This is a genomic window from Variovorax sp. P5_A3 (genome assembly GCF_056400665.1).
On sequence record NZ_JBFUKW010000021.1, the window covers coordinates 89,116 to 115,894 of the forward strand.

Below are 26,779 nucleotides of genomic sequence, written 5' to 3' on the forward strand. Positions count from 1 at the left end.
GCGGGGGTCTTCAGCCATGGGTGTGCTTGCAACATTCGATCAAGCGGCCGTGTGGGCGCAGACCCACGTGTGCGACAGCCTCTTGCAGGAGAACCTGCACGAACTGGGCGCCGCCTGGGGCCGCTGGGCCCCGGAGGTGCTGCCGGAAGAGGCTTCCCCCGCCGCCCTGCTCGCGAGCCGACAGGCCGACCTCCGGAAACTGTACGAGCGCTTCGACACGCGATCGCTCGAACGCATTCGCCTCTCGCTCGACACAGCCGCCTGGGAGAACCGCCGCCGCGACTGGCGGCGGCTGCGCGCACGCGGGGAGGTGGTGGTATATGGCGTGCTGGAAGGCACGTTGTTGATCCATCTCCGGACAGACAGTGGCTATGTCGGCGTGCTTTGCGAAGCGGGTGAATGGCTGGCGATTCCGGCCGGCCTTGCGTACGCGCTCGATGCGGGCGAGAGCCCCAATCTCGAGGCGCTGGTGTTGTCCGGGCCGCCCGCCGAACTCGTGCCGGGCGAGGCGGGTGATGATGTGCCGGGCCTGCCCTCGCTCGACGCCTTCGTGGAGACAATGCTCGAACTGACCGGCCACGCGGCCGAGGACTACTAGCGCGCTGCGACGCTTCATTTCAGGACGCAGGAATCAGTGCGGACTGGTGCCGCCGCATCGACAGGGCCAGCGCGTCCAGCGGGGGGGCGCAGCGTTTTCCCGAGTGCCGTCACCGTGTATTCCACGCGCGGAGGCACCTCTGCATAGACCTTGCGCCGCGCCAGGTCCTGGAGGTCGGTCGGCTTCCTGCGCGGTCGGTCGACACCTCAGGCGGTGCCGACGCGGTAGAAGGTCGGCGGCGGCGCGGCGTTCACTGCGAAGGCGCCCGCCTGGCGCTCGCGGTAGATGCGTGGGTTGTGCGAGGAGATGGTGCGCGCATTGCGCCAGTAACGGTCCAGGCCGTGCGTGCGCAGCGTGGCCGATGCGCCCAGGGCGTCGAACAGCCCCGTGCTTGCTTCCAGCACCAGGCTGGTGACCACCGAGACCGCCTGGTCCACCTCGACATGGGCCGCCAGCGCCGCGGCGGCGCGCCCCTGGTCGCTGGCCTGGGTGTCGAGGTGGGCGTCGTGCGCGCGCTGCAGCGCGGCCGCGGCCTGCAGCACGATGGCGCCCGCGCCGTAGGCCGCACCGCGCACGCGGCCGACCACCTGCAGGATTTGCGGGTCGTCGGCGACACGCGCCGAATTTCCATGGCTGTAGGTGCGGTCCCGCTGGCGCACGCGCTCGGCCAGGTCCTCGGCCAACGCCCGTCCGATGCCCGCCAGCGAAGCCAGGTGCACCATCTGGTAGTAGGCCGAGGCATAGGGAAATCGCACCGGGTTCGGATTGATCCACTGCGGATCGATGGCCACGTTCTCGAACTGCGCCGTGCCGCTGGCGGTGAGCGCCTGGCCGAAGCCGTCCCAGTCGTCCACCACCTCCACGCCAGCAGCGGTGCGCGGCACCGCGACCATCACCGGCTCGCCCTCGTCGTTGTCGGCGACTGCATTGATCCAGTCGGCGAACAGCGATCCCGTGGTGTAGAACTTGCGCCCCGACAGGCGCCAGCCCTCGTCGGTCAGACGCAGCCGGGTCGAGAAGGCGCCAACCTTCGCGTCGCCGGATTCGGAGAAGCCGGAGCCCAGCAAGTCGCCGGTCGACAGGCGGTCGAGCCACTGGGCACGCCAGGGCGAGTCTGCCGCGAGCAACACGTCTTCCTTGAAGCCGAAGTGCGCCCGCAGCGCGTTCACGACGTTGGTGTCGGCTGCGCCGAGTTCGATGAAGAGCGCGAACAACTCGGGCAGGCTGACGTTCGCCCCGCCGAGCTGGCTGGGCAGGCGCAGCCGGGTGAAGCCGGCTTGCCTGAGCCAGCCGATTTCCTCGTGCGGCAGTCGGTGCGCGAAGTCGCGCTCGACGGCGCCCGCGCGGATGCGCGCGAAGACAGGGCGGAAGCCATCGGCGAGCGCTTCATAGCGGCTCGTGGGCGGTGCGCCCCAGGGATGGTCGAGTGCTGCGGGAAGGTTCAGGGTCATACAAACAAGAGATGAACGTCAGAAAGGCCGGCTGCCGGCGAGGCTGATGCGCTTGAGCAACCGACGTTCCCCGTTGTCGAACGCATTGCGTGCGTGCAGCGTGGCCTGGTTGTCCCAGTACACGATGTCGCCCACCGACCAGCGATGCGTGTAGGCATGGCGTGGCTGCAGCAGATGCTCGCGCAGGCGGGCAATCAGCGCCGCGCCGTATTGCGGCTCGACGCCGACGATCTCGACTTCGGTGCGCGCGCCCAGGTGCAGGATGCGTCGGCCGCTGTCCGGATGGGTGCGTACCAGCGGATGCACCTCGAACGGGGAGAGCGGCTCGATATCCGGCGTGCGATACATCGGAAAACCCGAGGCGAGCGGCTTGAGCTTGCGCAGGAAGGGGTTGTAGGTGATGAGCTGGAGGCCGTCGATCTCGCGCCGAGTCCCGGCGTCGAGCTCGTCGTAGGCCTGGGCCAGGTTGTACCAGGTGGTGTCGCCGCCGACCGAGGGAACCTCGACCGCGTACAGCAGCGAGCCGGAAGATGGTGTGGGCGTCCAATGATGGTCGGCATGGGCCGAGAGCTCGTCATGGCCAAGCACGCCACCGGCGAGGTTCGACACATGCACGATGTCCGGCGTGTTGCCGCCATAGGGATCGGATCCCAGCACTGGCACGTTGGCCGGCGGATGGAACACGCTGCCGAAATAGCTTGCGAGTCGGGCGAACGCGTCGTCCTCGAGCCGCTGGTCTTTGATGACGAGGACGTGATACGCGAGCAGCGCCTTCTTGAGAGAAAGCACCTGGCTCGCGGGCAACGGCTGCGTGGCATCGAGGCCCGTCACCTGGGCACCGAGTGCGGCCTGCAACGGCGCGATGTGAAAGGCGGCCGGCGGCGGCGATGGGTCGGCAGCCGACGGGCTCGGTCGGGCGACGTCGAGCGTCGAAGAGTGAGTCATGGCGGGGTCGAGGTAGGAGGGCGACAGGCGCGCGGAGTCCTGAATTGTTCGACCGATCGGGACTCGGCGATAGAAGGGATTTGAGTCTGCTTATGCGCACAAGGCGCAAGGCCGGCCGGCCATCGCGCGTGGCCGCCGGGGCGCCTGGCTCGACACCTTCGACTTCCAGGCGCGGCCGTTCTACGAACGCCTGGGCTACGCATGCTTCGGCGAGATCGGTGACTACCCGCCCGGCTTCTCGCGCTACTTCATGAAGAAGGTGCTGGTCGAATCCTGACGCGGCCGCGCGAAGTCAGGCCGCCACGAGCGCCCGCTGCGCAGGGTGCACCGGACGCTTGAGTCCCAGGTGCTCGCGCAGGGTGCGACCGTCGTACTCGTTGCGGAACAGGCCGCGACGGCGCAACTCGGGCAGCACGCCATCGATGAAATCGTCCAGGCCGCCCGGGAACCACGGCGACATGATGTTGAAACCGTCGGCGCCGCCTTCCTCGAACCACTGCTGCAGTTGGTCGGCGATGCGCTCGGGCGTGCCGACCACCTGCCGGTGCCCGCGCGCGCCGGCGATGTGCAGGTACAGGTCGCGGATGCTGAGCTTGTCGCGCCGTGCGAGATCGACCAGCAGCCGCTGGCGGCTCTTCGGGCCGTTGGTCTCTGGCAGTTCGGGCAACGGGCCGTCCACCGGATAGCCCGACAGGTCGAAGCCGCCGACCACGGTCGACAGGAGTTCAAGGCCGACGGTCGGATGGACAAGGTCCTGCAACTGTTGGAACTTCTCGTCGGCCTCTTCCTGCGTGCGGCCCACCACCGGAAAGATGCCGGGCATGATCTTCACGTCTTCGGGGTTGCGGCCGTGCGACCGCACGCGCGCCTTGATGTCGGCGTAGAACGCCTTGGCCTCGTCGAAGGTCTGATGGGCGACGAAGATGACCTCCGCAGTGCGCGCAGCCAGATCCTTGCCGGCCTCCGACGCGCCGGCCTGCACCACCACCGGGCGGCCCTGCGGCGAGCGCGAGACATTGAGCGGCCCGCGTACCGAGAAATGCTTGCCCTTGTGGTGGAGCACATGCAGCTTGTCGGGGTCGAGATAGACGCCGCTGTCCTGGTCGCGCGGAAAGCTGTCGTCTTCCCAGCTGTCCCACAGGCCCGTGACGACATCGTGGAACTCGGCCGCGCGTTCGTAGCGCAGGGCGTGCGCAAGATGTTCGTCGCGATTGAAGTTCTGCGCCTCGGCGCCGCCGCTGGAGGTCACGAGGTTCCAGCCCGAACGCCCGCCGCTGATCTGGTCGAGCGAGGCGAACTTGCGTGCGACGTTGAACGGTTCGTTGAAGGAGGTCGAGACGGTGGCGATGAGGCCGATGCGATCAGTCACCGCGGCGAGTGCGGACAGCAGCGTGAGCGGCTCGAAGTGGTCGGCGCGCGCAGTGCGCGAGAGTGAGGGCAGGTTGGTGCTGCGCACGCCCACGGCATCGGCGAGAAAGATCGCATCGAACTTCGCGGCTTCAGCCTTTCGCACCAGATCGACATAGTGGCGGAAGTTGCTGCCGGCATCCGCCTGCGCGTAGGGATGGCGCCAAGCGGCGATGTGGTGGCCGGTCTGCATGAGAAAGGCACCCAGCTTGATCTGGCGCGTGGAATCGGTCATGGTCTGGGGTCCGGGGAAAGTTGTCGAAAGAGGTCGCGACGCTCACCAGGCGAGCCGCAGGCCGGCCGGCCCGATGGCGGACGGCCAGCGCGCCGTGGGCTGCCCCTCCGCGGGCGGCGGGTCGGTCGGGAGGTCGAGGAAGTCGCCGAGCACATCGTCGCGAAGCCGGATGAAGCGCGGGTCGCTGCGGTTGCGCGGGTGCGGCAGATCGATGTCGACGATGCGGCGGATGCGCCCGGGCGAGGGCTGCATTACCACCACCTGGTCGCCGAGGAAGACCGCTTCCTCGACATCGTGCGTGACCAGCAGCATCGTGATGCGCTCCTTCTGCCAGATCTGCTGCAACTCGCTCTGCAGGCGCGAGCGGGTCAGCGCATCGAGTGCGCCGAAAGGTTCGTCCAGCAGTAGCACACGCGGCCGGTTGACCAGGCCGCGCGCGATCGCCACGCGCTGGGCCATGCCGCCGGAGATCTGGTGCGGCCAGGACCTCTCGAAGCCCTGCAGGCCGACGAGCGCCACGTGCTCGGCCACCAACGCCTTCTTCTGCGCCGCCGTGAAGGGCGCATTGCGCAGGCCGACGGCGATGTTCTGCTCGACCGAAAGCCAGGGAAAGAGACGGTGGTCCTGGAACACGATGCCGCGCTCGGGACCGGTCCCGGCGATCGGCTGGCCGTCGAGCAGGATCTGGCCTTCGTACTGGTCGTCCAGGCCGAGCACGAGCCGCAGCAGCGTCGACTTGCCGCAGCCGCTGGCGCCGACGATGCTGACGAAGTGGCCCGCGGGCACGTGCAGGTCGATGCCTTCGAGCACCTGCAGTTCGCCGTTGTCGCTCTGGGTGTTGGCGTAGCGCTTGCCCAGGCCGCGGATATCGAGTTCTTTGGAAGTGCGCGTTGCGGTCTCGGTCATGCCATGTGCCTTGCAGGAGTTTCAGGTGCGGCCGGTCCAGCGCGAGAGACGGCGTTCCACCCGCCGCGCGAAGGCGTTCATCAGCCAGCCGACCAAGCCGATCACGAACATGCCGAAGATCACCAGGTCCATCTGGAAATGCTCGCTGCCCTCGATCAGCAGGTTGCCGATGCCGCGACCGGCCACCAGCAGGTATTCGGCGCCGATGGTGGCCAGCCACGAATAGATGAGTGCCAGGTAGATGCCGGTGAAGATCGCGGGCATGGCTGCCGGCAGCACGATCTCGAGAACGGTCTGCCGGCGTGAATAGCCATAGACCCGCGCCACTTCGAGCAGCCCCGGCGGCGTGGTGCGGATCCCGTCGCAGGTGTTCACCACCACCGGCACGAGCGCGGCCAGCGAGAGAAACACCACCTTGGCCACGTCGCCGAGGCCGAACCACACCGAGATCAGTGGAATCCAGGCGAAAAGCGAGATCTGCTTGAAGGTGTTGAAACTCGGCCCGACGATGCGGTTGAACAGCGGCGACAGCCCCAGCAGCGCGCCCAGCAGCAGGCCCAGCACGGTGCCGATCGCGAAGCCGGTCACCTCGCGCACCAGGCTCGCGCCCAGGGCGCGCCAAAGGCGCCCGCTCGCGACCTGGTCGATTGCGGTCGCGAGCACCTTGCCGGGCGACACAAGCAGCGCCGAGTTCACGAGATCCAGCCGCGAGGCCAGCCACCACAGCGCGATGGCCGCGATGGGCAACAGGAGGCCGCGCCACCGGCTGCCGTCGACCGGGCGCAGTGGCTGGATCGTGGCCAGTTCGGCGGCATCGCGCGACATGCCCCCCGCCCCCGCCGCACTCATCGCGCCGCCCCCGGTCGACGGCGGTTGGCCACGCGCTCGACGACATCGAGCAGTCGGTCGATCGCATAGCCGATGGCGCCGACTACGATGACCGCGGCCATCACGAGATCGAGCTGGAACAACTGGCGCCCGTAGACGATCAGGTAGCCGAGACCTTCGCTGGAGGCCACGAGTTCGACCACCACCAGCGACAGCCAGGCCTTGGTGAAGCCCAGGCGCAGGCCGGTGAACAGCGTCGGAACGGCATGCGGCAGCACGATCTCCAGCACCTGCTGGCGGCGGCTGTAGCCATAGGCCTGGCCCACCTCGCGCAGGGCCGCGGGCGTCTGCCGAAAGCCCTGCAGGGTGTTGAGCGCCACCGGCACCATCGCAGCCTTGGCGATGAGGATGTACTTGAGCGGCTCGCCGATGCCCACGAGCAGGAGCACGAAGGGCAGCCAGCCGAGTACCGGGATCTGCACCAGCGCATTGAAGGTCGGCAGTACATAGGCCTCGAAGCGGCGCGAGAGGCCCATCGCCGAGCCCAGCAGCAGCCCGAGCAGCGCGCCGCCCACGAAGCCGACGAGCACGCGCTGCAGGCTGGCGCTCACGTGGAGCCAGAGATCGCCGCTCGTCGCCAGGTCGCGCAGCGTCTCGTAGACGAATTGCGGCGAGGGCAGGACCTGCGGCGAGATCCAGCCGTGCTCGGCGCCCACGGTCCACAGTGCCAGCAGGCTGGCAGGCAGCAGCCATGGCAGCAGGCCGTCGACCACGCGCCGCCAGCGCGGCACGGGCTCGGCGGGCGCCGGCTTGCCTCGGCGCGCAACCGGGTGGCCCCGTGCCACTTCCAGGTGGCCGCCCGCCGCGAGCGCAGCGGGCTCAGCGGCCATTCGCCGCCGCCACCGACTGCTGCGACTTCTTCGGCTGGCCCTTGGCGTCGTAGGCGGTCCAGTAGTTCTCCAGGCCCTGCTTCTTCAGCGAGTTGCGCAGATAGCGGGTGTCGAACCAGTCGTCCACCGTGACGGGGTTGCGGATCAGCTTGAGCTTGAGTGCATCGGCCACGACCGCCTTGTAGCGCCCGAGGATGAACTCGTCCACGAGCGGCGAATTGCGGCTGGCGAGCGACTGCTTGTCGAACTCCGCTGCCCAGGAGGCGACCGGCACGCCGCTGCGCGACCAGACCTTGAAGAGCTCTTCGCGGTTCTTCTCCTCGGACGCCCAGTGGGCGGCGCGCACGAAGACGTCGACCACGCGCTGCACCTCCGCCTGGTGGGCCTCCTCGAACTCGCTGCGCACCAGCAGCGAGGCCTGGCGGGTCAGCGCCGGGTCCTGGCCCTGGGTCGAGTAGACGATGTTGGCCAGCCCGGCGTCGCGCACCTTGAACCACTCGTAGCCACCGAAGGCGGCATCCACGCCATTGGAGACCAGCGCCGCCTGCGCGCTGCCCGCATCGAGGTTGACGCCCTTGAGGTCGCGCTCCGTCAGGCCGTTGCCGGCCAGCACGTTGATGGCGACCAGGTGGCCGTTGGTGCCGCGGAAGATCGAGACCTTGCGGTCCTTCAGGTCCTTGATCGAGCGGATCGGGGAATCCTTTGGCGTCACCACGTAGAGGTTGTTGCGCGCGCCGCTGACCGCCAGCAGCTTGGTCTTCAGGCCGTTGGAGCGGCCGACGATCTGCGGCAGGTCGCCCTGGTAGGCGAAGTCGATCTGCTTGTTCGACAGCGCCTCGTTCACGGCCGGGCCGGCGCCTTTGAAGAACAGCCACTCGACCTGGATGCCGGAAGGCTTGAACTCCTCCTCCAGCCAGTTGTTGACCCGCACCAGCCCGCCGGGCGAGCCGCCGAAGGTGACGGGGTCGCCCCCGCCCGCGGAGGCCACGCCGATGCGGATCACCTCGGGCGGTGCGGCCTGCACCTGCGCCGCCTCCAGCGACAGCAGGAGCAGGACGGACAGGGCGGCGGCCCATCGACGCAGGCGGGGCATGGCGGTATGCATGGCGTTCTTTCGGAGGTGGACAGGGGCGGGTCAGGGCGTCGGCAGGCTCAGCTTGCGGCCGACCTCCGTACCCTCGAAGAAGCGCGGATTGGCCTCGGTGTAGAAGCGGTGCGGGTTGTCGAACACCAGCGCCTTGAAGTCACCCGCCGTGATGACGCCCTGCTCGACCAGGTCCCAGCTCTCGGCCAGCGGCTCGGTGAACTCCGGCACGTCCCAGTGGCCGACATCGGACGACCAGATGGCATTGATCTTCACGCCGAGCGGATTCACGCGGTCGTTGAAGGCCACCGCCACGGTGCGGTCGTCGGCCTCGGAGCCGAAGTAGAAGCTGTTCACCCAACGGTCGCGGATGTCTTCCACGCGCTCGATGCCGGCCAGCGCGAAATCGTCGATCTCGGAGACGTCTGGCTCTCGGCTGTGCGGCAGCGCCGAGATGCCGAGGCTGTCGCGCAGCAATGTCGACTTGTCGATCGCGCGGCCATTGAGCAGGTCGCCGCCGTAGCGCTCGAACAGCGACGCCAGCAGTTCGACATCGGCCTCCGCGGGGTCGTAGTTGCGCACCGCGATGCGGTTGCGCTTTTCGAAGCGATCGACCAGATGGGTGTAGACATGCGAGCCCCAGTCGGCCCCGCCTTCGAGCAGCCCGACGCGCAGCCCGGGGAAGCGCCGGGTCACGCCGCCAAAGAACAGCGCCTTGGCGAAGGCCTGTGAACCGTCGGCGAAATGGCCGATGTGGTTGTTCATGTAGTTGCTGATCGACTGCCGCCCGGTCCAGCCCTGGCTGCCGTAGTGGGTGGTGACCGGCACGCCGAGCTCCACCACCTTCGCCCAGAACGGGTCGTAGTCGTGCTCGCTGTCGATCCCGTAGAAATCGATGTAGCCCGTCTGCTTGGCGATTTCGGGATGTTCCTTGGGAGGGTACTTGTCCGCGATCGCACGGATCGGCCGCCGCACGCCGCCGGCGATGTTGATCACCTTCAATCCCAGCGTCTTGACCGCGAACTCCAGTTCCTCGATGCCTTCCTGCGGCGTGTGAAGCGGGATGCCGGCCACTGGCGTGAGGCGGTCCGCGTAGGGGCGGTACTGGTCCGCGTGGAAGTGGTTGATGGCGCGATGCAGGGGCTGGCGGAACTCGCTGCCCGCGGCGGCGGGCGACAGCACGTCGTTGGGAAACAGCACCGAGTAGTCGGAGCCCTGCTCGGCCAATCGCTCGTGCAGCAGCGCGGGCAGCGTGTAGGTCGCGAGGTCGTAGGTGTTGCGCGTGACGCGCGCCCACCACGGCGCTCTCAGGGTGCGGTGGTACTGGCGCTCATCGGGCGTCTGCTGGTACCAGTCCTTGCCGCCGCCGTTGCGGGTGACGAAGCGTCCGCCCAGGGCCTTGCGCAGGGCGTCCACCAGTGCATTGCCGCCATAGTGCTGGATGTAGTCCTCGAGCGCCGGTGCGTAGTCGTTGACGTGCACGTCGGTATCGATTACCGGATGCCGGAGGCCGGCTTTCACGGCGGCGGATCGCGATGCGCGCACGGGGCTCAATCGGTCGTTCACGGGTGTCTCCTTGGACATGACTTGGATACGACTGGCAGGTTAGGCGCACGCGTTGCGGCGCCCAAGGAAGGCTTTCGCACTTGCTTAGGTGCGCCTCGCATATCGAAGCGCGCGGTCCATGGAAGGTGGGTGCGCGAGTGCTTTTCGCATATCCATAGGGAGTTCACGAGTTGGAAGAAAGGGTCTGCCCACCTAGCATGTGCCTCGTCCTTTCGCTTCTTTCTCTCATGACCGTTCCGTTGCATCTCCGGCCGCCGGCTGGCCCCCACTGTCTTTTCTCCCTCGAACAGATCAAGGCCTTCCGTGAAGTGGCCAAGCATCGCAACCTGACGGTCGCCGCGTCGGAGCTACAACTGTCGAAGTCGACCGTGAGCAAGTGCATGACCGAACTCGAGCAACAGGTCGGTGTCAAGTTGCTCAATCGAAGCACGCGCGCGGTAAGCCTGACCGATGCCGGGCAGGTGCTTCTGCGCCGCAGCCAGTCGGTGGTCGACCTGACGGCAAGGATCCACTCGGAGCTACGCGCGCGCGCGGCCCCGTAGCGCCGCCGCGCGAACGCCGCGCACCCTGCTCAGGATGGCGCCGCGTGTGGGAGCGGAAAATGACAGGCCACGGCCCGCCGCGCCGCGATCGCGTGCAGCTGTGGCATGCGCAGCCTGCACTCGGCCTCGGCGCGAAGGCAGCGATCCTCGAAGCGACAGACCTGGGGCGAGGGATCGATCGGGCTGCGTGGCTCGCCAGACAGCGGCAACGGCCGCGCGCCGGGCACGCCACCGAAAAGAGGGGCCGCCGAGGCCAGTGCCTCCGAATAAGGGTGCGCCGGATGATCGAATACCTGGGCGGTTTCGCCAGCCTCGACGATACGCCCCAGGTACATCACGAGCACTCTTTGGCACAACAGCCGCACCACCTGCAGATCGTGCGAGACGAACAGATAGCTGATGCCGAGATCTCGCCGGAGCTCGTCGAGCAGGCGCAGGATGCCGAGTTGTATCGAGACGTCGAGCGCGCTGGTCGGCTCGTCCAGAACCAGCAGCGCCGGCTCGAGAGCGAGCGCGCGCGCAATGCCCACGCGTGCCGCCTGCCCCCCTGACAGCTGATGCGGCCGTCGCGCCAGCAGGGTCGCCGGCAGGCGTGCATGCTCGGCGGCCGCGTGCACGCGTCGGCGCAATGCGTCTCCCGACAGGCCCTTGAGCAGACGCAGCGGCGCCGCAATCGCATCGAAGGCGTTCCGCCGCGGGTCGAGGCTGTCGCCCGGGTCCTGGAACACCATTTGGATGTCGGAGCGCCAGGGCGCGCGCGCGGCCGTTCGTGCCGCCCAGCGCGCGAGGTCCTCGCCCTTGAAGCGGATCTCCCCGCTGTCGGGATCGTCGAGGCGGGCGACAAGGCCGGCGAGCGTCGACTTTCCGCAACCGGATTCCCCGACCAGCCCGAGCGCCTCGCCCCGGGCGATCTCGAAACCCACGTCGTCAACGGCCTGCAGCCGTGGCACCCGCGCACGAGCGAGCCAACGCGCCGGCACCGCGCCGGGCAGGGAATAGCTCTTGCGCAAGTGGCGCACCTCGAGCAGCGTTTCGCTCACAGCGGGTTCCAGCAGGCGCTCTGATGTCGGGTGGCGACGAGCGTCAATGAAGGCGGGCGGTCGCAGTCGCCGTCGATGCGGCGTTCGCAGCGCTCCGCAAATCGGCAAGCCGGCAGGTCATCGCGTGCGAGGTCAGGCAGTTCGCCGGGCACGGCGCGCAAGTTCTCCAGCGACAGTCCGCGCCGGGGGGTCGCATCGATCAGGTGCTGGGTGTAGGGGTGGGCGGGGGCCTCGAACAGGCGCCGTACCGGCGCCACTTCGACCAGGTGGCCTGCATGCATCACGGCCACACGGTCGCAGTATTGGGAGGCCAGTGCCAGGTCGTGCGTGATCAGCAACGTGGCCATGCGGCGCGCCCGCGCCTCGGTCGCGATCAGCGCCATCACAGCGGCCTGCGTCGTCACGTCCAGGCCCGTGGTGGGCTCGTCGGCCACCAGCAGCGCCGGCTCGCCGCTGAGCGCCAACGCAATCATCACGCGCTGGCACATGCCGCCGGACATCTGCCACGGATAGGCACGCGCGCGCGTCGCGGGGTCGGCGATCCCGACCTGGCCCAGCAGTTCGATCGCTCGCGCATGCGCCTCGCGCAACGGTTGAGGGCGTCGCGCCTGCAGTGCATCCACGATCTGATCGCCGACCCGGCGGATCGGGTTCAGCGAGCGGCTCGGGTTCTGGAAGATCAGCGCGATCTCGCTGCCGCGGACCGACCTCAGCACGGGCTCGCCGGCCCCCAGCAGTTCGCGACCCCGCAGACGCACGCTGCCTCCAAGGATCTCGGCGGTCGGATCCAGCAGGCCGGCCAGCGCGAGAGCCGTGACCGATTTGCCGGAGCCCGACTCGCCAACGAGTGCGAGGGTCTCGCCTTCAACCAGGTCGAAGGTGATGTCATCCAGTGCATGCACATGGGCGCCGTCGGCGCGCAGGAACCGCACCGAGAGACCCCGCACGTCGAGCAGTTCTCCTGAAGCCGTCACGGGCGCTGCCTCGGGTCGAGGCGGTCGCGCAGGGCATCACCGGCGAGCGTGAACGCGTAGACGGCCGCGAACAGCGCCAGGCCCGGGAAGAGTGCGACCCACCATTGCCCAGTAAGGATGAACTGGGCGCCTTCGCTCACCAGCACGCCCCACTCGGGCGTCGGCGGGCGCACGCCCAGCCCGATGAAGGACAGCCCCGCGCCGTTGAGGATGGCCCATCCCAGATTGAGCGACACCTGGACTGCCAGCATCGGCAGCACGTTGGGAAGGAGCACGCCGAACAGCAAGCGGGCGTCGCCCGCGCCGCCGAGGCGCGCGGCCAGCACGTAGCTGGCGTGCCGGCGCACCGCCACTTCGGCACGCGAGAGCCTGATGTAGAAGGGCAGATTGATGAGCGCGGTGGCGTAGATGACGCTGCCCACCGAATTGCCGAGGGCGGCGACCAGCGCCATGGCCACGACAAAGAGCGGAAAGGCCATCAGAACATCGACCAGCCGGCCGACCCAGCGGTCCAGTGCGCCGCCCAGGAAGCCGCAGGCGGCGCCCACCAGGTTGCCGGCAATGGCGGACATCGACACGGCCGAGAACGCAATGGCCATGTCGAGTCGCGTGGCCCAGATCACCCGGCTCAGGACGTCGCGCCCGAGCTGGTCGGTGCCGAACCAGTGCGCGGCCGAGGGCGGCTGCAGGCCGATGGCGACGTCGGTGGCGAACGGGTCCTGCGGTGCGATGGCCGGCCCCAGGAGCGCCAGGAGCAGGAGAGCCCCTGCCGGCAACAGCGGAAGCCAGCCGCGCGCGATGGCGAGCCGGTCACGGACAGGGCGAAGCGGCTTCATCGCGCGGCCGACAAGCGCGGGTCGGCCGCCGCGCCTGCCAGGTCGACCAACAGGTTGACACCCGCGAACAGCGTCGCGACCAGCAGCACGAAGCCCTGCACCGGCGCCGGGTCGGAGGCCATGAGCGCGTCGAGCGCGTAGCTGCCGATGCCCGGCCAGGCGAACAGCTTCTCGACCACCACGTTGGCGCCGAGCATGTACGAGAAGACCATGCCCAGCGTGGTGAGCACCGGCAGCAGGGCGTTGCGCAGCGCATAGCCGATGAGCACGCGCCTGCGGGGAAGGCCGAGTGCGCGCGCGGTGCGCATGAAGTCGCTGGCCAGCACCGAGAGCATCGCCGAGCGCGTGATGCGCGCCAGCGGCGCCACCGAGAACAGGGCCATCGACACGCCGGGCAGCAGCAGGTGCGACAGCGCCGAACGCCAGGCGGCGAAGTCGCCCGCGAGCAGCGCGTCGATCAGCAGGAAGCCGGTGCGCATCGGTGGCGGCGCCATCAGGGCGTCGATTCGCCCGACGGGCTCGGCCGCCCAGCCCAACAGGAAATAGAAGGCGTAGATCAGCAGCAGCCCGACCACGAAGGTCGGCGCGCAACTGCCTGCCGTGCCGACCGCGCGGCACAGGTGGTCGATCCAGGAGCCCGGCCGCGGGGGCGCGGGCCCCCCCAGCGGGCGGCCCCGCGCGAGCTGGACAAGGTAGTTCAGCAGTTGCTCGGGCAGCGGGTGGTCGAGCCCGAGCGATTGGCGCAGTTGTGCGATCTCGGCCGGCGTGGCCTGCCCGGACGCGAGGAACGACGCCGCATCGCCGGGCAGCACGCGTGTGAGGAAGAAGGTGAACACCGCAGCGCCGATCACGATCGGCACCGTAGCGAGCAAGCGCCGCACGATCATGGTGAAAGGCGCCGCTTCACGTCCGCGTGAGCGGCCGGAAGTCGACCTGGCCGTGGATGTAGTAGGTGAAGTTCGCGAGATCCGGCTGCAGGGCGACGTCGTAGGAAGGCAGCCATAGCGGGACGATCGGCAGCTCCCGGAAGACGATCTGGATCGCCTGGCGGATCAGCGCGTCGTACTTGGCTTTGTCGGTCTCCCAGCGCGCCTGCTCGACCAGCTTGCCGAGCTCGGGATTCTCGAAGGAGCCGAAGTTCCAGCGCCAGTCGCCCTGGAAGAAGATGCGAAAGAAGTAGTCCGGGTCGTTGAACCAGGCCGAGGAGGTATCGATGTAGAAGGGCAGCTTCTTGTCGGTCTGCAGCGTGCCCCATTGGGCGCCGGGCACCTTCTCGATCGTCACGGCGATGCCGATCTTCGACAGGGCCTCTTGCACCAGCAGCGCGGCCGGCTCGCCGATGGTGGCGTCGCCGACGTTGTAGCTGAAGCTGGTCTTGAATCCCTGCGGATAGCCGGCCGCGGCGAGCAGCTCTCTGGCCTTCTGCAACTGCGTGTCGTACGGGTATGGTTGCGGAAATGCGCTGGTCGCGAGCTTGGCCGACGGGGCGCCGAACAGAGGCTGGCCGTGCCCAAAGCTGGCGCCGCGGAACAGGCTGGTGTAGGGCAACGCATAGGCCACGGCCTGGCGCACGCGCACGTCGTCGAAGGGCTTGGCGCGCGTGTTGAAGGCGATGAATCGAAACGAGTTGGTCACCGGCACCGACACCACCTGCAGCGTGTTGAGCTCCCCGAGCGCGTCGATGTCCTTGGGCGGCAGCTGCAGCGCCACGTCGGCGTCGCCGCGCTGCAAGGCGGCCGAGCGCGTCGCCGCGGTGGGCACGGTGTGGAACACGGCCCGCCGCACGTACGGCAGCGCACCGCTCTTCCAGTCGTCGAAGCGGGCGTAGATCACCTGCTGGCCCGGCGTCCACGTTTCGATGCGATAGGCACCGCCACCGGCTGCGTTGTTGCGCACCCACTCGGCCGCCCACGGATCAGCGGCCGTCGCATGCTTTTTGGCCAGCTCGGCATTGAGCACCGATGCAAAGGTCAGCGCCAGGTTGGGCAGCGTGTAGCGGTCGGCGCGTGGCAGCGTGATCCGCAGGGTGTGCGCATCGACGACGGTGAACTGCGCGGGATCGGTCAGCGATCCGGTGGCCAGTTGGCGCTTGGAGGCCGGCAGGCCGACGGCTCGGTCGAGGGACCATTTGACATCGCTCGCGGTCACCGGCGATCCGTCGTGGAAGCTCGCGTTGCGGCGCAGATGGAAGGTGAGCGTCTTGCCGTCGGCCGACTGCTCGAAGCGCTCGGCCAGCTCGCCCTTGAAGCGCGAGTAGTCGTAGCGGTACACGCCCGAAGGCAGCTCGATGCGGTCGAAGTTGATCAGCCGGTCGTAGATGTTGGTGAAGGTGCCGAGCGACTCGCGGCTCACGCCCTCGCCGTGCGGGTCGCGCGAGTTGGGCGTGCCTTCGGCCAGCACGCGTACTGTTTCCTTTCGGGACTGGGCGTGGGCGAGCGGAAGGGTGGCGGGCAGGGCGGCCAGGAAGCCGGCGCCAGAGCCGACCCGGAGCAGATGACGTCGTTGCATGGGAGTTTCGATCCAGAGGGTGAAGAAGGGGCCGGGCTCAGAGCGAGGCGTGGCGGTGCGGCTCGGTGCCGTTCAACCAGAAGTCGCCGACGGCATGGAATTTCCAGCGCAGCGGGTCATGCACGGTGTGGGTGCGGGCGTTGCGCCAATGGCGGTCGAGGTTGTGCTCGGCCAGCGTCGACTGGGTGCCTGCGAGCTCGATCAGGCTGCTGCTGGCGTCGAGCGCGATCTGCGTGGTGGCGACCTTCGCCTCCGCCACGGCGATTGACGCCTCGGTCACCGACGCCGCACCGGCGGCGTCGCGCGCCGTGTCGAGATGGCGGGCGGCCCGCTCCTGCAGCAGTTCGGCCGCGTGCAGCCGGATCACGAGTTCGCCGATGCGCGACAGCGTGAGCGGGTCCTGGGTGGCGTGCGCGACGCCGCTGTCGGCCCAGGGCCGCGCGCGCTCGCGCACCCAGTGACGCAGGTCGGAAAGCGCCGCGCGCGCGATGCCGAGGTCGATTGCCGCGTGCAGCAACTGGGCGAAGGCGCCATGAATCGTGGGCGGCTCGAACAGGCGGTGCCGGGCCACAACCTGCAGCGGCGTGACGGCGACGTTGTCGGCGATCACCGTGCCGCTGGCCGTCGTGCGCTGACCGAAGCCGTTCCAGTCGTCCTCGACCGTGAGGCCGGGTGCGTGGCGCTCCACGTACACGAGCACCTGCCGGTCCTCATCGTCGAGGGCCGCCACCGGGACCCAGTGAGCGAACAGCGCGCCGGTCGAATAGGCCTTGCGCCCGTCGAGGCGCAGGCCGTCGGGCGTGCGGGTCAGCCGGGTCTTGACCACCTTGGCGTTCGCGGTGCCGGTCTCCGAGACGGCATTGCCGAAACGGCGCCCGGCGAGCGCCTCGGCGAAGAAGAAGCGCTGCTGCTCCGGGGTGCCGACCAGCCGGATCGCATCGACCAGGCAGTGGTGGTTCTGCGGGATCTGGCCGATCGCCGGGTCTGCCTCGGAAATGAGGGCCGTCACCTCGGACAAGGTCACGTGCGACACGGCCGGCCCGCCGAAGGCGCGCGGCACGGTGAGGCCCCAGAGGCCGCTTTGCGCGTAGAGGTCGATCTCGGCGAAGGGCAGGGCACGCTGCCGGTCGCGCTCCGCCGCGCCGGGTGCGAAGCGGGTGGCCAGTTGACGGGCGACCGCCAGGGCCTGTGCGTCGTTACGGATCAGGGTGGCGGTCGGCGCATCGGCGGTGGCGTGGGAGGGGAGAGCGGACACGGGGTCTTTCGGAGGTTTCGAGTGGCGCGGCGTGTGGCGATTCAGGCTCGCGCTGCGTTGCGGCGCCAGGCGGCGCCGGGATGGGGGAGGGCGAGCCGCGCCGGGCCACCCAGCAACTTCTCGCGCAGCGTGCCGGGCGCGTAGGCGGGCTTGAATCGACCGCGCGCCTGCAACTCGGGCACCAGCAGGTCAGCAATGTCGGCGAATCCCTCGGGCGTTACGGTGCGCACGAGATTGAAGCCATCGACGCCTGTCGCATCGGCCCAGTCGATGAGTTCGGTGGCGACGGGGCCCGGTGCGCCGACGATCGGCGTGAAGCGCCCGCCGAGCGTCATTTCGCCGAGCAACCGGTTGACCGTCCAGGCGCCTGTGGCGCTGCCGCGGGTGATCGCGTGGTGCGCCGACTGGATCGCCTCACCGCCCGTGGGACGGATCGGCTCGTCCCCTTCGTAGCGCGACAGGTCGATGCCGGTGGCGCTGGCGAACTGGGCCAGTGCCGCACGCGGCTCGGCATAGCGACGGTAGTCGGCGAGCTTGTCGTTTGCCTCGGTCTCGGTCTGTCCGACGATCACTTCCAGGCTCGTGAGAATGCGCACGGCCGCGGGGTCGCGGCCGGCCTCGGCGATGCGTTCGCGCAGCGTCTTCACCAGGCCGGCGGTGGCTGCCCGCCCCTGGTTGGGGATGAACAGGCACTCCGCATGCCTGGCCGCGAAGGCGATGCCGCGCGCGGAGGCCCCGGCCTGGTAAAGGACCGGCGTGCGCTGCAGCGACGGCTCGCTCAGGTGGATCGCGTCGATCTGATAGTGTGGGCCGTCGTGCCTCACGCTGTGCACGCGCGAGGGCTCGGCATACACACCACGCAGCGCGTCGGCCACGACCGCATCGTCGTCCCAACTCGTCTCCCACAGCTGGTAAACGACGTCCATGAACTCGTCGGCGCGCTCGTAGCGCGCATCGTGGCCGGTCAACACGGTGTTGCCCGTGGCGCGCGCGCTGCTGTCGAGAAAACCGGTCACGATGTTCCAGCCGAGGCGCCCGCGCGACAGGTGATCGAGCGTCGACATGCGTCGCGCGAACAGGTAGGGCGTCTCGTGGCTCAGGTTGACGGTGATGCCGAAGCCCAGGTGCTCGGTCACCGCGGCCATGGCTGGCACCAGGACGGCCGGGTCGTTGGACGGCAACTGGATTGCGTGTCGCAGGGCGGTATCGGCGCTGCCGCCGTAGACGTCGTAGACGCCCGAGGTGTCGGCCAGGAACAGGCCGTCGAACAGGCCGCGTTCGAGCGTCCGCGCCAGATCCTGCCAGTAGGCGATGTCCTTGTAGTCGACGGCGCGATCGCGCGGATGACGCCACAGCCCATGGGCGAGGTGGCCGACCGTGTTCATGTCGAACGCGTTGAGCAGCAATTCCGAGCGTGCCAAAACAAGTCGTCTCTCTGGAAAAATGAAACAGGTCACCGCTGCAGCAATGAGGAGACACGTTCGCGCAGCCCGTTCGGCATCCGCGACTGTAGGTGCGAGGCCGGTCGCGGCCAACAACGCTTTGCGCATGTGCTCATGCGCAATGGGAGCAAGAGGGTGGGCCGAAAGGGGTAGTTGTTCTGCACGCGTCGGGCCGCATCGCGCACCACCCTGCGTGCTTCGGCGAAGGGTCTGGTCAAGGCAAGTGCGTTCGAGGCGGTCGCTTGCGCGGCGGCATCGCGCACCAGGGGCGACGCGAACGCCTCAATGAACGAATAGTCGCACCCTGCGCTCGCATATCGATTCGCGCTTTTCTTCTTTGCGTCCGGCGTCGTGCGTCGGTAGGGTCACTTCCTTTGCATTGCGAGGCTATCGACCATGGGCGCCAGAGACTTCGAACGGCAGGTTTTGTCAGGGGCTGACGGCGCCCTCAAGCACCAGGCCGACGTGCTCGTGATCGGCGGCGGACCTGCCGGCGCCTGGGCCGCGGTGAGCGCGGCGGCGCAGGGCGCGCGCGTCGTGCTGGCCGACAAGGGCTTTTGCGGCACCTCCGGCGCGACGGCGCCCTCGGGCACCGGCCTGTGGCACGTGGCGCCCGAGGGCGAGGCGCGCGAGGACGCCAAGGCGAGCCGCTTCGCCATGGGCGGCCAACTGGCCGAGCACGCCTGGATGGACCGGGTACTCGCGCAGACCTGGGACAACGTCGAGCGGCTCAAGGACTGGGGCTATCCGTTTCCGGTCGACGACCAGGGCGCGCTGCGCTGTACGTCGCTGCAAGGCCCCGAATACATGCGCCTGATGCGCAAGCGCGTAAAGGAATCGGGCACGCGCATCTTGGACCACAGTCCCGCACTCGAACTGCTGGTGGACGCCGGTGGCACCGTCTGCGGCGCCACCGGCGTGAACCGCCAAAGCGGCGACACCTGGGTGGTGCGCGCCGGCGCGGTGGTCCTCGCGACCGGCGGCTGCGCCTTCCTGAGCCGCGCGCTCGGCTGCAACGTGCTCACCGGCGACGGCCAGCTGATGGCGGCCGAAGTGGGCGCCTCGCTCTCCGGCATGGAGTTCTCCAACGCCTACGGGCTGGGCCCGGCCTTCTCGTCGGTCACGAAATCGCTGTTCTACAACTGGGCCACCTTCTACACGGCCGATGGCCAGGCGATCGAAGGCGCCGGCTCATCCAAGGGGCGCGGCGTGATCGCGCAGACCCTGCAGTCGCAGCCCGTGTTCGCGTGCCTCGACCGCGCCGACGCACAGATTCGCGCCTGGATGCGCACGGCGCAGCCGAACTTCTTCGTCTCCTTCGACCGGCAGGGCATCGATCCGTTCACTCAGCATTTCCCGGTGACGCTGCGACTCGAAGGCACGGTGCGCGGCACGGGCGGTCTGCATCTGGTGGACGAGTCCTGCGCGACCTCGGTGTCCGGTCTCTATGCGGCGGGCGACGCGGCCACGCGGGAGCTGATCTGCGGTGGCTTCACGGGCGGCGGCAGCCACAACGCGGCGTGGGCGCTGTCCTCGGGTTTCTGGGCCGGCGCGGGTGCGGCGGCGTTCGGTCGTGACGCGCGCGCCGTCGCGCAGCGCCTGGCCTGGCGCGCGGGGGGCGTTGCGTTGTCATCGCGCGGCGCCACGCCGTTCGACAGCCAGGCGGCGATTCGCGCGGTGCAAGCCGAGGTATTTCCGTACGAGCGCAACTGGTTCCGCGAGGGCGATGGGCTGCGTGATTCGCTCAGGCGACTCGACGCGCTGTGGGCGCGCCTGCGCACAAGCGCGCCGGCCGCCACGGCCACCGAAGCCGTGCGCGCCCGCGAAGCGGCCGCCATGCTCGCCACGTCGCGCTGGATGTATCGCAGCGCATTGCAGCGCACGGAGACGCGCGGCATGCACCGGCGACGCGAACACGGCACGCTCGACCCAGCGCAACGCCATCGGCTGCTCAGCGGCGGGCTCGACGAGGTATGGGTCCAGCACCAGGCCGTGCGCGGCGAGGTGGTCGCATGATCGAAGTGATCAGTACCGAACGCTGCACCGCGTGCAACATCTGCGTCAACGCCTGCCCGACCAATGTGTTCGAGGCCGTCGCGGGCGGCCCGCCCCGTATCGCGCGACAGGAGGATTGCCAGACCTGCTTCATGTGCGAGCTGTATTGTCCGGAAGATGCGCTGTACGTCGCCCCCATCGCCGACCGTGGTGCGACCGCCGAAGAGCGTGATGCCACTGCGCCTGCCCTGATGGGCAGCTACCGCAATGCCATCGGATGGGGCAAGGGCCGCCAGTCGACCGCTTCCGCCGACGCGAGCTTCGAACTGCTGCTTCGCGCGCACTGATCCCTTCCCTTCCACTTCCGTGAGTCTTCCGATGCTCGAATATTCTGGTCGCCGCCGGTTGCTGATTGGTGCGGCAGCTGCAGGCGTAGCGGGCGCACTGCCGAGCTTCTCCATCGCCCAGGGCACGGGCCAGCCGCTGCGCCTGGGCTATATCGGCCCGGGCAAGAAGCCCGCGAATGCCACCGGCTGGGCCTTGCGGCAAGGCCACCTGCAGCGCGAGCTGGCGTCACTGGGCTTCCGGGACGTGACGACCCGCAACTTCCCGAATGGGCCGGACCTGAACGAGGCCTTCCTTGCGGGGGCGCTCGACGTCGGCATCTACGGCGACACCCCCGCCATCGTCGCGCGCTCGCGCGGGCTCGAAGGCCAACTCATCGGCTTCGACGCGGTGGGGATGAACGTCTGGCTGCTGACGCCGCGCAATGGCGCGCGCAGCGTGAAGGCGCTCGACGGCCAGTCGATCGGCGTAGCGCGCGGCTCCTACATGCACCGCTACGTGCTGGGCCTGCTCAAGGAGAACGGATTGCAGAAGTCGGTCAAGGTGATTCACATGTTCCCGCGCGACGGCGAGGCGGCGCTCGACCAGGGTTCGATCGCCGCCTTTGCAGCGCAGATCGACGTCGGGCCGCTGCTGGCTTCGCGCGGCTACCCGGTGATCGACGAGGCCGAGCGCCATCCCACGCTGCGTGGCACGTCGGTGATCGTAGCCTCGAACAAGGTGCTTGCGGCTGCGCCGGGGCTGGCGGCGGCGTGGACACGCGCGCGTCGCACCGCGCTGCAGGAGATCCACCAGGACAGCGCGGCCTACTACGCCTTCCACGCGGACGTCAGCGGCTTCCCACTGGAGGTGGTGAAGGTCTCGCACCCGCTGTCGCAATTCCCTGAAGCGGCCTACCCCGCCGAGGGCATGGCGCTGCTCGACGACGTCAAGAAGTTCTTGCTGGCCGAGAATCTTGTGAGCCGCGACTTCGAACTCGCGCAGTGGCGCGTCAACGACGCCTGAGCGACATCAGCGCTCAGGAGTGGCAGACCAGCCCGTCTTTGAGCAGCGTGATCTCGAACTGCAGATTGCCCGCGCGCGCAGCGCGTGCCGTGGCCAGGGTGCCATCGGCGCGCCATTGGCGCAGCGCCGTGGCCACGTAGTCACGCGACAGCGCATCGCCGTCGGCCAGTCGCACCGAGGCGTCCGAGCGCGCTTGCAGGCCTTGGACCAGCGGTTTGTAGAAGCGCCACTCCTCGTTGCGCATGAGCCGCTCCAGCACTTCACTGTCTTCGGCCAGCGCCGCGCATTCGCCCGCCATGAAGGCCGAGGCCGCATGCACCGACGACGGGTAGCTGCGCGGCTGGGCGCCATAGCGTTGCGCCACAGCGCCCGCGTAGCCGGAGCCTTCGCCGACGCAGACCGATGCGCCGCGCAGGGCGGCCTCGTCCTGCAGCCGGCCGCGCCGCAGGGCTACCACGAGGCCACGGCCCGTGTCGTAGCTACCTGGTGCCGCGGCGATGCCCTGCTGCATCGCGTCATCTCTCGCCACGCCGGCGATCAACAAGTCGATGCGCCCCTCGCGCAATGCGGCTTCACGTTCATCGGGTGCCAGGCCGACCAGCCTGAGCTTCACGCCGAGCGAGTCGGCGAGCCGACGCGCGAGGGTGGCATCGAAGGCATCGGGCTCGGGCGGGGTCGGCGAGTCCGCCGGGGCGGGGCGCGGATATCGACGCACGCCCACGACCAGCTCGCCGCGCGCCACCGCACGGCTCAGCACCGGGCCCTTGGGCCGGCTGGCAAGCGGCGGCGCGGGCTGCAGCCACCGCCGAAGCCATGTCGGCGATGCGGCCACGCCCGGATCGGTGGGGTCCGCGAACGCCGACGAACCGCCGACGGCGCCGAGACCGGCCAGGGCGAGGGTGAGCGCAAGGACAGTGGCAGCGGCGGCCCGGGAGCGCGCCGGGGCAGGCGGCCTGCGTTCATTCATCGAGACTCAACCCCTTGCGCCAGCGCAGCAGGCGGCGCTCCAGCAGCGCGAGCAGGTAGTTCAGCAGCAGGCCGAGCACCGCCAGCATCAGGATGCCCGCATACATGGTCGGAATCTGGAAGGTCTCCTGCGAGTTCAGCGTGAGAAAGCCCAGGCCGGAGTGCGCGCCGATCATCTCGGCCGCCACCAGCGCGGTGATGCTGTAGGCGCCGGCCAGCCGCACACCGGTGAAGATCGACGGCAGCGAGGCCGGCAGCACCACCTTGAAGAAGATGAAGCGGCGCGAGGCGCCCATCGACACCGCGGAGTTCACCAGCAACCGGTCGACCTGCTTCACGCCGCTCACGGTACTCAGTAGCACCGGCCAGAACGCGGCCCAGAAGATGATCGCCACCTTGGAGAGTTCGCCGATACCCAGGAACAGGATGAAGACCGGAAACAGTGCGAAGGCCGAGGTCTGGCGAAAGAGCTGCAGCACCGGATCGACGATGGCGGCCAGCCGCTTGAAGCCGCCGATCAGCAGCCCGAGCACCACGCCCGCGCTGCTGGCGAGCACCAGCCCCCACAGCGAACGCTGGAGGCTGGCCGCCACGTGCTTCCACAACTGTCCGTTGTCGAGCAGTTGGCCGATGCTGGCCAGTACCGCCGACGGCGGGCTCAGGTAGGCATCGCTCACGATGCCCAGGCGGGGCAGCGCCTCCCACAGCAGAAGGAAGAGCACGATGCCGATGCCGCGCTCGGCCCAGCGGCCGGCGCTGCGCGCGATGCGAAAGACGCGGCCGGGCGGGCGAACCACCGGCGCATCGAGCACCGCGCTCACGACACCGCTCCTTCGAGCGACTTCGGCCGCGGGCCAGGCTGCCCCGGGTGCCCGAGCTGCACTTCGTCCTTCAGCACTTCCCACGCCCGGTGCCGCAAGGCGGCAAACTCCGCCGTGTGGCGCAGTTCGGCGGAGCGTGGCCGCGCGAGCGGAATGTCGATGATGTCCTTGATGCGACCGGGCCGTTGCGTCATCACCGCCACCCGGTCCGAGAGGTACACCGCCTCTTCCAGGCTGTGCGTGATGAAGACGATAGTCTTGCGGTGCTGCTCCCAGATGCGCAGCAGTTCGCCCTGGAGCACCTCGCGTGTCTGCGCGTCGAGCGCGGCGAAGGGCTCGTCCATCAGCAGCACGTCTGGCTCGTAGGCCAGCGAGCGCGCGATGGCCACGCGCTGCTTCATGCCACCAGAGATCTCGTGCGGGTAGCGCTCGCCGAAGCCGTGCAGGCCGACCAGCTCCAAGTACGACTGCGCACTGCGGCGCCGCACCGTCCTGCCCTGGCCGCGGATCTCGAGGCCCACCGCGATGTTGTCGAGCACCGACAACCACGGAAAGAGCGCATACCCCTGGAACACCACGCCCTGGTTGCGGTTGATGCCGGCAATCGGCCGGCCGTCGATGGTGATGCGCCCGCCCGTGCGCTCGGTGAGGCCGGCCAGGATGCCCAGGAAGGTCGACTTGCCGCAGCCGGAGGGGCCGAGCACCGCCAGGAACTCGCCCTCGCGCACGTCAAGGTCGAAGCCCGCGAGCACCGACACGCGTTCGCTGGCCCCGCGGGCCGCATAGTCCATCCGGAGGTCGCGGGCCGAGATCTTGATGCTCATCGCCTCAGGTCTTCGCCGGTTGTTGCGACGGCTTCTGCGCGAACGGGTTGAACTCGTTCGTGTAGACCTCCTTCACGGCCACCTTGCCGGCCGCGATCTTCCCTTCGGACTGCAGGATGTCGACGTAGTACTGGATCGGCGGCTCGGTCACCACGAGGTCGTCCACGTAGGCGTAGCGATCGACGTTCTTCAGGTCCATGTTGATGCGCTTGGCCACCAGCTTGCGCGCCTCTTCGGTGTTGGCGTTGACCCAGTTGCCCGCCTTCGCGAGCGCGGTGACCACGTCGCGAACCGCCTCGGGATGCTCGCGGATGAAGCGGCCATGGGCGCTGTAGGGCGCCATGCCGCCCAGGCCGCCATCGAGGTCGTAGTCGCTCCACAGCCGCAGCAGCGAGTCCGCGTTCTCCGCCCGACCCGAGAAGGGGGCGTGGATGATGGCCAGGTCGGTGTTGCGCGTGACCAGCGTCTGCTCGGCCTGCTCGTCGGGAATGACCACGAAGTTGATCTTGTTCACGTCCACGCCATGCTGGCGCAGGTACTTCTTGGTGACGAACTCGGCGCAGGCGCCGAAGCTGTTGAAGCCGACCGTCTTGCCTTCGAGGTCCTTCGGCGCACGAATGCCCGAGTCCTTGCGCACGAAGTACTTCATGTGCGGCGCCTCCTGCAGCGTCTTGCCGCCGGCGGCGACCACTTTCAGGTCGGCGCCCGAGGCAATGGCCGAGATAACCAGCGGCACCATGCGGCTGCCGAAATCGATCTCGCCCGTGCCCACCAGCGGAATGATCTGCGGCGCCGCGATCTTGCCTACGTACTGCGGGCGCGTGTTCGTGCCCTCGAAGTAGCCGAGCTGGTCGGCCAGGTAGATCAGGTCGAACGAGGGGTTATCGGGGTACTTGAAGGCGACCTTCTCGCCCGTCTTGCCGACCACCGCAGGGCCGCCGGCCGCCGCGGTCTTGCCGTCGCCGGGCGAGCAGCCTGCCAGCAGCAGGCCACCGAGGCCGCCCGCAGCGGTGAGCGACACGAGGCTCTTGAGCGCCAGGCGGCGCGAAGGCAGCGCGCGGGCGTCGAGGCTGGGAGAAGGCGTCTCGATGGACATGGCGTCGGGCTCCACGAGCAAGGCGCGGAGGATCTGGTTGGGGAGCGCCGATCGTAGGAAGCCCCACCCTCCGCATCAACGAAGAAAAGCGCGCATGCATATGCGGCCTTCGACGTCGGCATTCGGCGCCACGGTGCGCCGGCCGAACGACGCAAACCGGATATGCGTAGACAGAAAACTTCGTTGGGCGCGCGCGGGCCGATGCGTACGCTGGGCGGCGAATTGCCTTCCCGATTCCCTGAAAGTCCCCATGAGCTTCCTCTCTCATCTTCACGTCGACCTCCTCGACACGGCTTCGGCGCCATGAACCTGCGCAGCGCGGGCCGAACCCTGGCGCGCACGGCATGGCAGGCCGTGCCGACCGTCATCGGCGTGATCCTTCTCAACTTCCTCCTGATGCAGTGGATTCCGGGCGACGCGGCGGACGTGGTGGCGGCCGAATCCGGATCGGCCACCGCCGAAAGCATGGCCCAGCTGCGCACGCACTTCGGCCTCGACCTGCCCGTGCTGCATCAGCTGGGCGCCTACCTGAACAACCTCGCGCACTTCAGTCTCGGCGTTTCGCCGCGCTACAACATGCCGGTCGTTTCGCTGATCGGCGCGCGCCTGGGCAACACGCTGCTCCTGATGGTGACGGCGCTGGGCTTCGCACTCGCCATCGGCATCGCGGCCGGCACGCTCATGGCCACGCACGTGGGCCGCTGGCAGGACCGCACGCTTTCGGTGCTGGCCTTGCTGCTCTATTCCACGCCGGGTTTCTGGCTGGGCCTGATGGCGATCGTGCTGTTCTCGGTGCACCTGGGCTGGCTGCCGACCGGTGGTAGCGAAAGCATCGGCGCGGGCTACACGGGCTGGGTGCATGTGGGGATGGGGCGCAGTGTCTCGACCAGCGGACTGAAGAAGCGTTGCAGCAGCGGCGAAAGTCCCAGGGCGAGCCCGAGGGCGATGCCAGCGAGACTGCCGGCGGCGTAGCCGACCAGCATGTAGCCGACGGTGTTGCCCAGCAGCGCCGGGAATTCGCCCGAAGCCATGCCGTCGCGCAGTGCCATCAGCACGAGGCTGAAGGGCGGCCAGTTGCGGCTCTGGACCCAACCGAGCCTTGCGGAGGCTTCCCAGAGCGCTAGCAATGCAAGCACCAGAAACGCACCGGAGGCCGCGAGCGCCAACCGGCGCGACGCGGGGGCGCGTGTGAGGATCGAGGTGTTCGAGGACATGGCCGC

26 protein-coding genes and 2 pseudogenes are annotated in these 26,779 nt (G+C 68.7%); 7 read left to right on the top strand and 21 right to left on the bottom strand.

Annotation, left to right across the window (positions count from 1 at the left end):
• Window positions 1–22 precede the first annotated feature (22 nt).
• A complete protein-coding gene (locus AC1D3B_RS26565; protein ID WP_478193656.1) occupies window positions 23–598 on the top strand; it encodes a cupin domain-containing protein in 576 nt (191 codons plus the stop codon).
• 14 nt (window positions 599–612) lie between these two features.
• Here AC1D3B_RS26565 and AC1D3B_RS26570 read toward each other — a convergent pair whose 3' ends face one another.
• Genes AC1D3B_RS26570 through AC1D3B_RS26580 form a run of 3 tightly spaced genes read right to left on the bottom strand, consistent with a single transcriptional unit; the run spans window position 613 to window position 2,994 of the window.
• Window positions 613–762 carry a winged helix-turn-helix transcriptional regulator gene (locus AC1D3B_RS26570; protein WP_478193709.1) on the bottom strand — a complete coding sequence of 50 codons (150 nt, stop codon included), beginning with the start codon at window positions 760–762 and terminating at the stop codon, window positions 613–615.
• Window positions 763–804: 42 nt separating this feature from the next.
• The gene (locus AC1D3B_RS26575; RefSeq protein WP_478193657.1) at window positions 805–2,049 is read right to left on the bottom strand and encodes an acyl-CoA dehydrogenase family protein; all 1,245 of its coding nucleotides are present in this window, start codon (window positions 2,047–2,049) and stop codon (window positions 805–807) included.
• A gap of 18 nt (window positions 2,050–2,067) precedes the next feature.
• The gene (locus AC1D3B_RS26580) at window positions 2,068–2,994 is read right to left on the bottom strand and encodes a TauD/TfdA dioxygenase family protein (RefSeq protein WP_478193658.1); all 927 of its coding nucleotides are present in this window, start codon (window positions 2,992–2,994) and stop codon (window positions 2,068–2,070) included.
• A 112-nt stretch (window positions 2,995–3,106) separates the two neighbouring features.
• Here AC1D3B_RS26580 and AC1D3B_RS26585 point away from each other — a divergent pair.
• Window positions 3,107–3,271: pseudogene (locus AC1D3B_RS26585) on the top strand (GNAT family N-acetyltransferase); the annotation flags it as partial.
• A gap of 15 nt (window positions 3,272–3,286) precedes the next feature.
• On the opposite strand, the gene AC1D3B_RS26590 reads toward AC1D3B_RS26585, so the two are convergent.
• The 6 genes from AC1D3B_RS26590 to AC1D3B_RS26615 are packed head-to-tail and all read right to left on the bottom strand — an operon-like array spanning window position 3,287 to window position 9,910.
• Window positions 3,287–4,636: an LLM class flavin-dependent oxidoreductase gene (locus AC1D3B_RS26590; RefSeq protein WP_478193659.1), complete on the bottom strand. Its 1,350-nt coding sequence runs from the start codon at window positions 4,634–4,636 to the stop codon at window positions 3,287–3,289.
• 42 nt (window positions 4,637–4,678) lie between these two features.
• Window positions 4,679–5,542, bottom strand: coding sequence for an ABC transporter ATP-binding protein (locus tag AC1D3B_RS26595; RefSeq protein WP_478193660.1), 864 nt, complete (start codon window positions 5,540–5,542; stop codon window positions 4,679–4,681).
• Between the two features lie 21 nt (window positions 5,543–5,563).
• On the bottom strand, window positions 5,564–6,367 hold the full coding sequence (locus AC1D3B_RS26600; RefSeq protein ID WP_478193661.1) for an ABC transporter permease: 804 nt from the start codon (window positions 6,365–6,367) through the stop codon (window positions 5,564–5,566).
• Between the two features lie 20 nt (window positions 6,368–6,387).
• Window positions 6,388–7,260 (bottom strand): ABC transporter permease, encoded by an 873-nt coding sequence (locus AC1D3B_RS26605; RefSeq protein WP_478193662.1) that lies wholly within the window; start codon window positions 7,258–7,260, stop codon window positions 6,388–6,390.
• Window positions 7,250–8,365: an ABC transporter substrate-binding protein gene (locus AC1D3B_RS26610; RefSeq protein WP_478193663.1), complete on the bottom strand. Its 1,116-nt coding sequence runs from the start codon at window positions 8,363–8,365 to the stop codon at window positions 7,250–7,252. Before AC1D3B_RS26610 ends, AC1D3B_RS26605 begins: the two co-directional genes overlap by 11 nt.
• Before the next feature lie 30 nt (window positions 8,366–8,395).
• Complete coding sequence (locus tag AC1D3B_RS26615) at window positions 8,396–9,910, bottom strand: amidohydrolase family protein (RefSeq protein WP_478193664.1); 1,515 nt, start codon at window positions 9,908–9,910, stop codon at window positions 8,396–8,398.
• A 227-nt stretch (window positions 9,911–10,137) separates the two neighbouring features.
• On the opposite strand from AC1D3B_RS26615, the gene AC1D3B_RS26620 reads away from it, so the two are divergent.
• Window positions 10,138–10,452, top strand: coding sequence for a LysR family transcriptional regulator (locus AC1D3B_RS26620; RefSeq protein ID WP_478193665.1), 315 nt, complete (start codon window positions 10,138–10,140; stop codon window positions 10,450–10,452).
• 29 nt (window positions 10,453–10,481) lie between these two features.
• Here the strand turns inward: AC1D3B_RS26620 and AC1D3B_RS26625 are convergent, their stop codons facing one another.
• The 7 genes from AC1D3B_RS26625 to AC1D3B_RS26655 are packed head-to-tail and all read right to left on the bottom strand — an operon-like array spanning window position 10,482 to window position 18,486.
• Window positions 10,482–11,492: an oligopeptide/dipeptide ABC transporter ATP-binding protein gene (locus AC1D3B_RS26625; RefSeq protein ID WP_478193666.1), complete on the bottom strand. Its 1,011-nt coding sequence runs from the start codon at window positions 11,490–11,492 to the stop codon at window positions 10,482–10,484.
• Entirely contained in the window at window positions 11,489–12,466 is a 978-nt protein-coding gene (locus AC1D3B_RS26630) for an ABC transporter ATP-binding protein (RefSeq protein ID WP_478193667.1), read from the bottom strand. The genes AC1D3B_RS26625 and AC1D3B_RS26630 overlap by 4 nt, the downstream gene beginning before the upstream one ends.
• A complete protein-coding gene (locus AC1D3B_RS26635) occupies window positions 12,463–13,302 on the bottom strand; it encodes an ABC transporter permease (RefSeq protein WP_478193668.1) in 840 nt (279 codons plus the stop codon). Before AC1D3B_RS26635 ends, AC1D3B_RS26630 begins: the two co-directional genes overlap by 4 nt.
• Window positions 13,299–14,189 carry an ABC transporter permease gene (locus AC1D3B_RS26640; RefSeq protein ID WP_478193669.1) on the bottom strand — a complete coding sequence of 297 codons (891 nt, stop codon included), beginning with the start codon at window positions 14,187–14,189 and terminating at the stop codon, window positions 13,299–13,301. Before AC1D3B_RS26640 ends, AC1D3B_RS26635 begins: the two co-directional genes overlap by 4 nt.
• A gap of 16 nt (window positions 14,190–14,205) precedes the next feature.
• Window positions 14,206–15,810: an ABC transporter substrate-binding protein gene (locus AC1D3B_RS26645; protein ID WP_478193670.1), complete on the bottom strand. Its 1,605-nt coding sequence runs from the start codon at window positions 15,808–15,810 to the stop codon at window positions 14,206–14,208.
• 37 nt (window positions 15,811–15,847) lie between these two features.
• Complete coding sequence (locus AC1D3B_RS26650) at window positions 15,848–17,065, bottom strand: SfnB family sulfur acquisition oxidoreductase (protein WP_478193671.1); 1,218 nt, start codon at window positions 17,063–17,065, stop codon at window positions 15,848–15,850.
• Window positions 17,066–17,106: 41 nt separating this feature from the next.
• Window positions 17,107–18,486, bottom strand: a complete 1,380-nt coding sequence (locus AC1D3B_RS26655) for an LLM class flavin-dependent oxidoreductase (protein ID WP_478193672.1) — start codon at window positions 18,484–18,486, stop codon at window positions 17,107–17,109.
• A 417-nt stretch (window positions 18,487–18,903) separates the two neighbouring features.
• Here AC1D3B_RS26655 and AC1D3B_RS26660 point away from each other — a divergent pair, with 417 nt between their 5' ends.
• The 3 genes from AC1D3B_RS26660 to AC1D3B_RS26670 are packed head-to-tail and all read left to right on the top strand — an operon-like array spanning window position 18,904 to window position 21,852.
• Window positions 18,904–20,523 carry an FAD-dependent oxidoreductase gene (locus tag AC1D3B_RS26660; RefSeq protein WP_478193673.1) on the top strand — a complete coding sequence of 540 codons (1,620 nt, stop codon included), beginning with the start codon at window positions 18,904–18,906 and terminating at the stop codon, window positions 20,521–20,523.
• Window positions 20,520–20,849 carry a 4Fe-4S binding protein gene (locus AC1D3B_RS26665; protein ID WP_478193674.1) on the top strand — a complete coding sequence of 110 codons (330 nt, stop codon included), beginning with the start codon at window positions 20,520–20,522 and terminating at the stop codon, window positions 20,847–20,849. Before AC1D3B_RS26660 ends, AC1D3B_RS26665 begins: the two co-directional genes overlap by 4 nt.
• A 31-nt stretch (window positions 20,850–20,880) precedes the next feature.
• Complete coding sequence (locus tag AC1D3B_RS26670; protein ID WP_478193675.1) at window positions 20,881–21,852, top strand: ABC transporter substrate-binding protein; 972 nt, start codon at window positions 20,881–20,883, stop codon at window positions 21,850–21,852.
• A gap of 13 nt (window positions 21,853–21,865) precedes the next feature.
• Here AC1D3B_RS26670 and AC1D3B_RS26675 read toward each other — a convergent pair whose 3' ends face one another.
• Genes AC1D3B_RS26675 through AC1D3B_RS26690 form a run of 4 tightly spaced genes read right to left on the bottom strand, consistent with a single transcriptional unit; the run spans window position 21,866 to window position 25,559 of the window.
• Window positions 21,866–22,819: a substrate-binding periplasmic protein gene (locus AC1D3B_RS26675; protein WP_478193676.1), complete on the bottom strand. Its 954-nt coding sequence runs from the start codon at window positions 22,817–22,819 to the stop codon at window positions 21,866–21,868.
• On the bottom strand, window positions 22,812–23,639 hold the full coding sequence (locus AC1D3B_RS26680) for an ABC transporter permease (protein ID WP_478193677.1): 828 nt from the start codon (window positions 23,637–23,639) through the stop codon (window positions 22,812–22,814). Before AC1D3B_RS26680 ends, AC1D3B_RS26675 begins: the two co-directional genes overlap by 8 nt.
• The gene (locus tag AC1D3B_RS26685; RefSeq protein WP_478193678.1) at window positions 23,636–24,463 is read right to left on the bottom strand and encodes an ABC transporter ATP-binding protein; all 828 of its coding nucleotides are present in this window, start codon (window positions 24,461–24,463) and stop codon (window positions 23,636–23,638) included. Before AC1D3B_RS26685 ends, AC1D3B_RS26680 begins: the two co-directional genes overlap by 4 nt.
• Window positions 24,464–24,467: 4 nt before the next feature.
• Window positions 24,468–25,559, bottom strand: coding sequence for an ABC transporter substrate-binding protein (locus AC1D3B_RS26690; protein ID WP_478193679.1), 1,092 nt, complete (start codon window positions 25,557–25,559; stop codon window positions 24,468–24,470).
• 303 nt (window positions 25,560–25,862) lie between these two features.
• On the opposite strand from AC1D3B_RS26690, the pseudogene AC1D3B_RS26695 reads away from it, so the two are divergent.
• Window positions 25,863–26,420, top strand: a pseudogene (locus tag AC1D3B_RS26695) (ABC transporter permease); the annotation flags it as partial.
• Here AC1D3B_RS26695 and AC1D3B_RS26700 read toward each other — a convergent pair.
• Window positions 26,402–26,773 (bottom strand): hypothetical protein, encoded by a 372-nt coding sequence (locus AC1D3B_RS26700; protein WP_478193680.1) that lies wholly within the window; start codon window positions 26,771–26,773, stop codon window positions 26,402–26,404. The pseudogene AC1D3B_RS26695 and the gene AC1D3B_RS26700 sit on opposite strands and share 19 nt — an antisense overlap.
• Window positions 26,774–26,779 lie beyond the last annotated feature (6 nt).

Bases quoted from the DNA above. Each gene is read 5' to 3' on its own strand.
- AC1D3B_RS26575 (WP_478193657.1), bottom strand. From the start codon at position 2,049: ATGACCCTGAACCTTCCCGCAGCACTCGACCATCCCTGGGGCGCACCG.
- AC1D3B_RS26580 (WP_478193658.1), bottom strand. From the start codon at position 2,994: ATGACTCACTCTTCGACGCTCGACGTCGCCCGACCGAGCCCGTCGGCT.
- AC1D3B_RS26590 (WP_478193659.1), bottom strand. From the start codon at position 4,636: ATGACCGATTCCACGCGCCAGATCAAGCTGGGTGCCTTTCTCATGCAG.
- AC1D3B_RS26595 (WP_478193660.1), bottom strand. From the start codon at position 5,542: ATGACCGAGACCGCAACGCGCACTTCCAAAGAACTCGATATCCGCGGC.
- AC1D3B_RS26600 (WP_478193661.1), bottom strand. From the start codon at position 6,367: ATGTCGCGCGATGCCGCCGAACTGGCCACGATCCAGCCACTGCGCCCG.
- AC1D3B_RS26605 (WP_478193662.1), bottom strand. From the start codon at position 7,260: ATGGCCGCTGAGCCCGCTGCGCTCGCGGCGGGCGGCCACCTGGAAGTG.
- AC1D3B_RS26610 (WP_478193663.1), bottom strand. From the start codon at position 8,365: ATGCATACCGCCATGCCCCGCCTGCGTCGATGGGCCGCCGCCCTGTCC.
- AC1D3B_RS26620 (WP_478193665.1), top strand. From the start codon at position 10,138: ATGACCGTTCCGTTGCATCTCCGGCCGCCGGCTGGCCCCCACTGTCTT.
- AC1D3B_RS26635 (WP_478193668.1), bottom strand. From the start codon at position 13,302: ATGAAGCCGCTTCGCCCTGTCCGTGACCGGCTCGCCATCGCGCGCGGC.
- AC1D3B_RS26640 (WP_478193669.1), bottom strand. From the start codon at position 14,189: ATGATCGTGCGGCGCTTGCTCGCTACGGTGCCGATCGTGATCGGCGCT.
- AC1D3B_RS26645 (WP_478193670.1), bottom strand. From the start codon at position 15,810: ATGCAACGACGTCATCTGCTCCGGGTCGGCTCTGGCGCCGGCTTCCTG.
- AC1D3B_RS26660 (WP_478193673.1), top strand. From the start codon at position 18,904: ATGGGCGCCAGAGACTTCGAACGGCAGGTTTTGTCAGGGGCTGACGGC.
- AC1D3B_RS26665 (WP_478193674.1), top strand. From the start codon at position 20,520: ATGATCGAAGTGATCAGTACCGAACGCTGCACCGCGTGCAACATCTGC.
- AC1D3B_RS26670 (WP_478193675.1), top strand. From the start codon at position 20,881: ATGCTCGAATATTCTGGTCGCCGCCGGTTGCTGATTGGTGCGGCAGCT.
- AC1D3B_RS26675 (WP_478193676.1), bottom strand. From the start codon at position 22,819: ATGAATGAACGCAGGCCGCCTGCCCCGGCGCGCTCCCGGGCCGCCGCT.
- AC1D3B_RS26685 (WP_478193678.1), bottom strand. From the start codon at position 24,463: ATGAGCATCAAGATCTCGGCCCGCGACCTCCGGATGGACTATGCGGCC.
- AC1D3B_RS26690 (WP_478193679.1), bottom strand. From the start codon at position 25,559: ATGTCCATCGAGACGCCTTCTCCCAGCCTCGACGCCCGCGCGCTGCCT.
- AC1D3B_RS26700 (WP_478193680.1), bottom strand. From the start codon at position 26,773: ATGTCCTCGAACACCTCGATCCTCACACGCGCCCCCGCGTCGCGCCGG.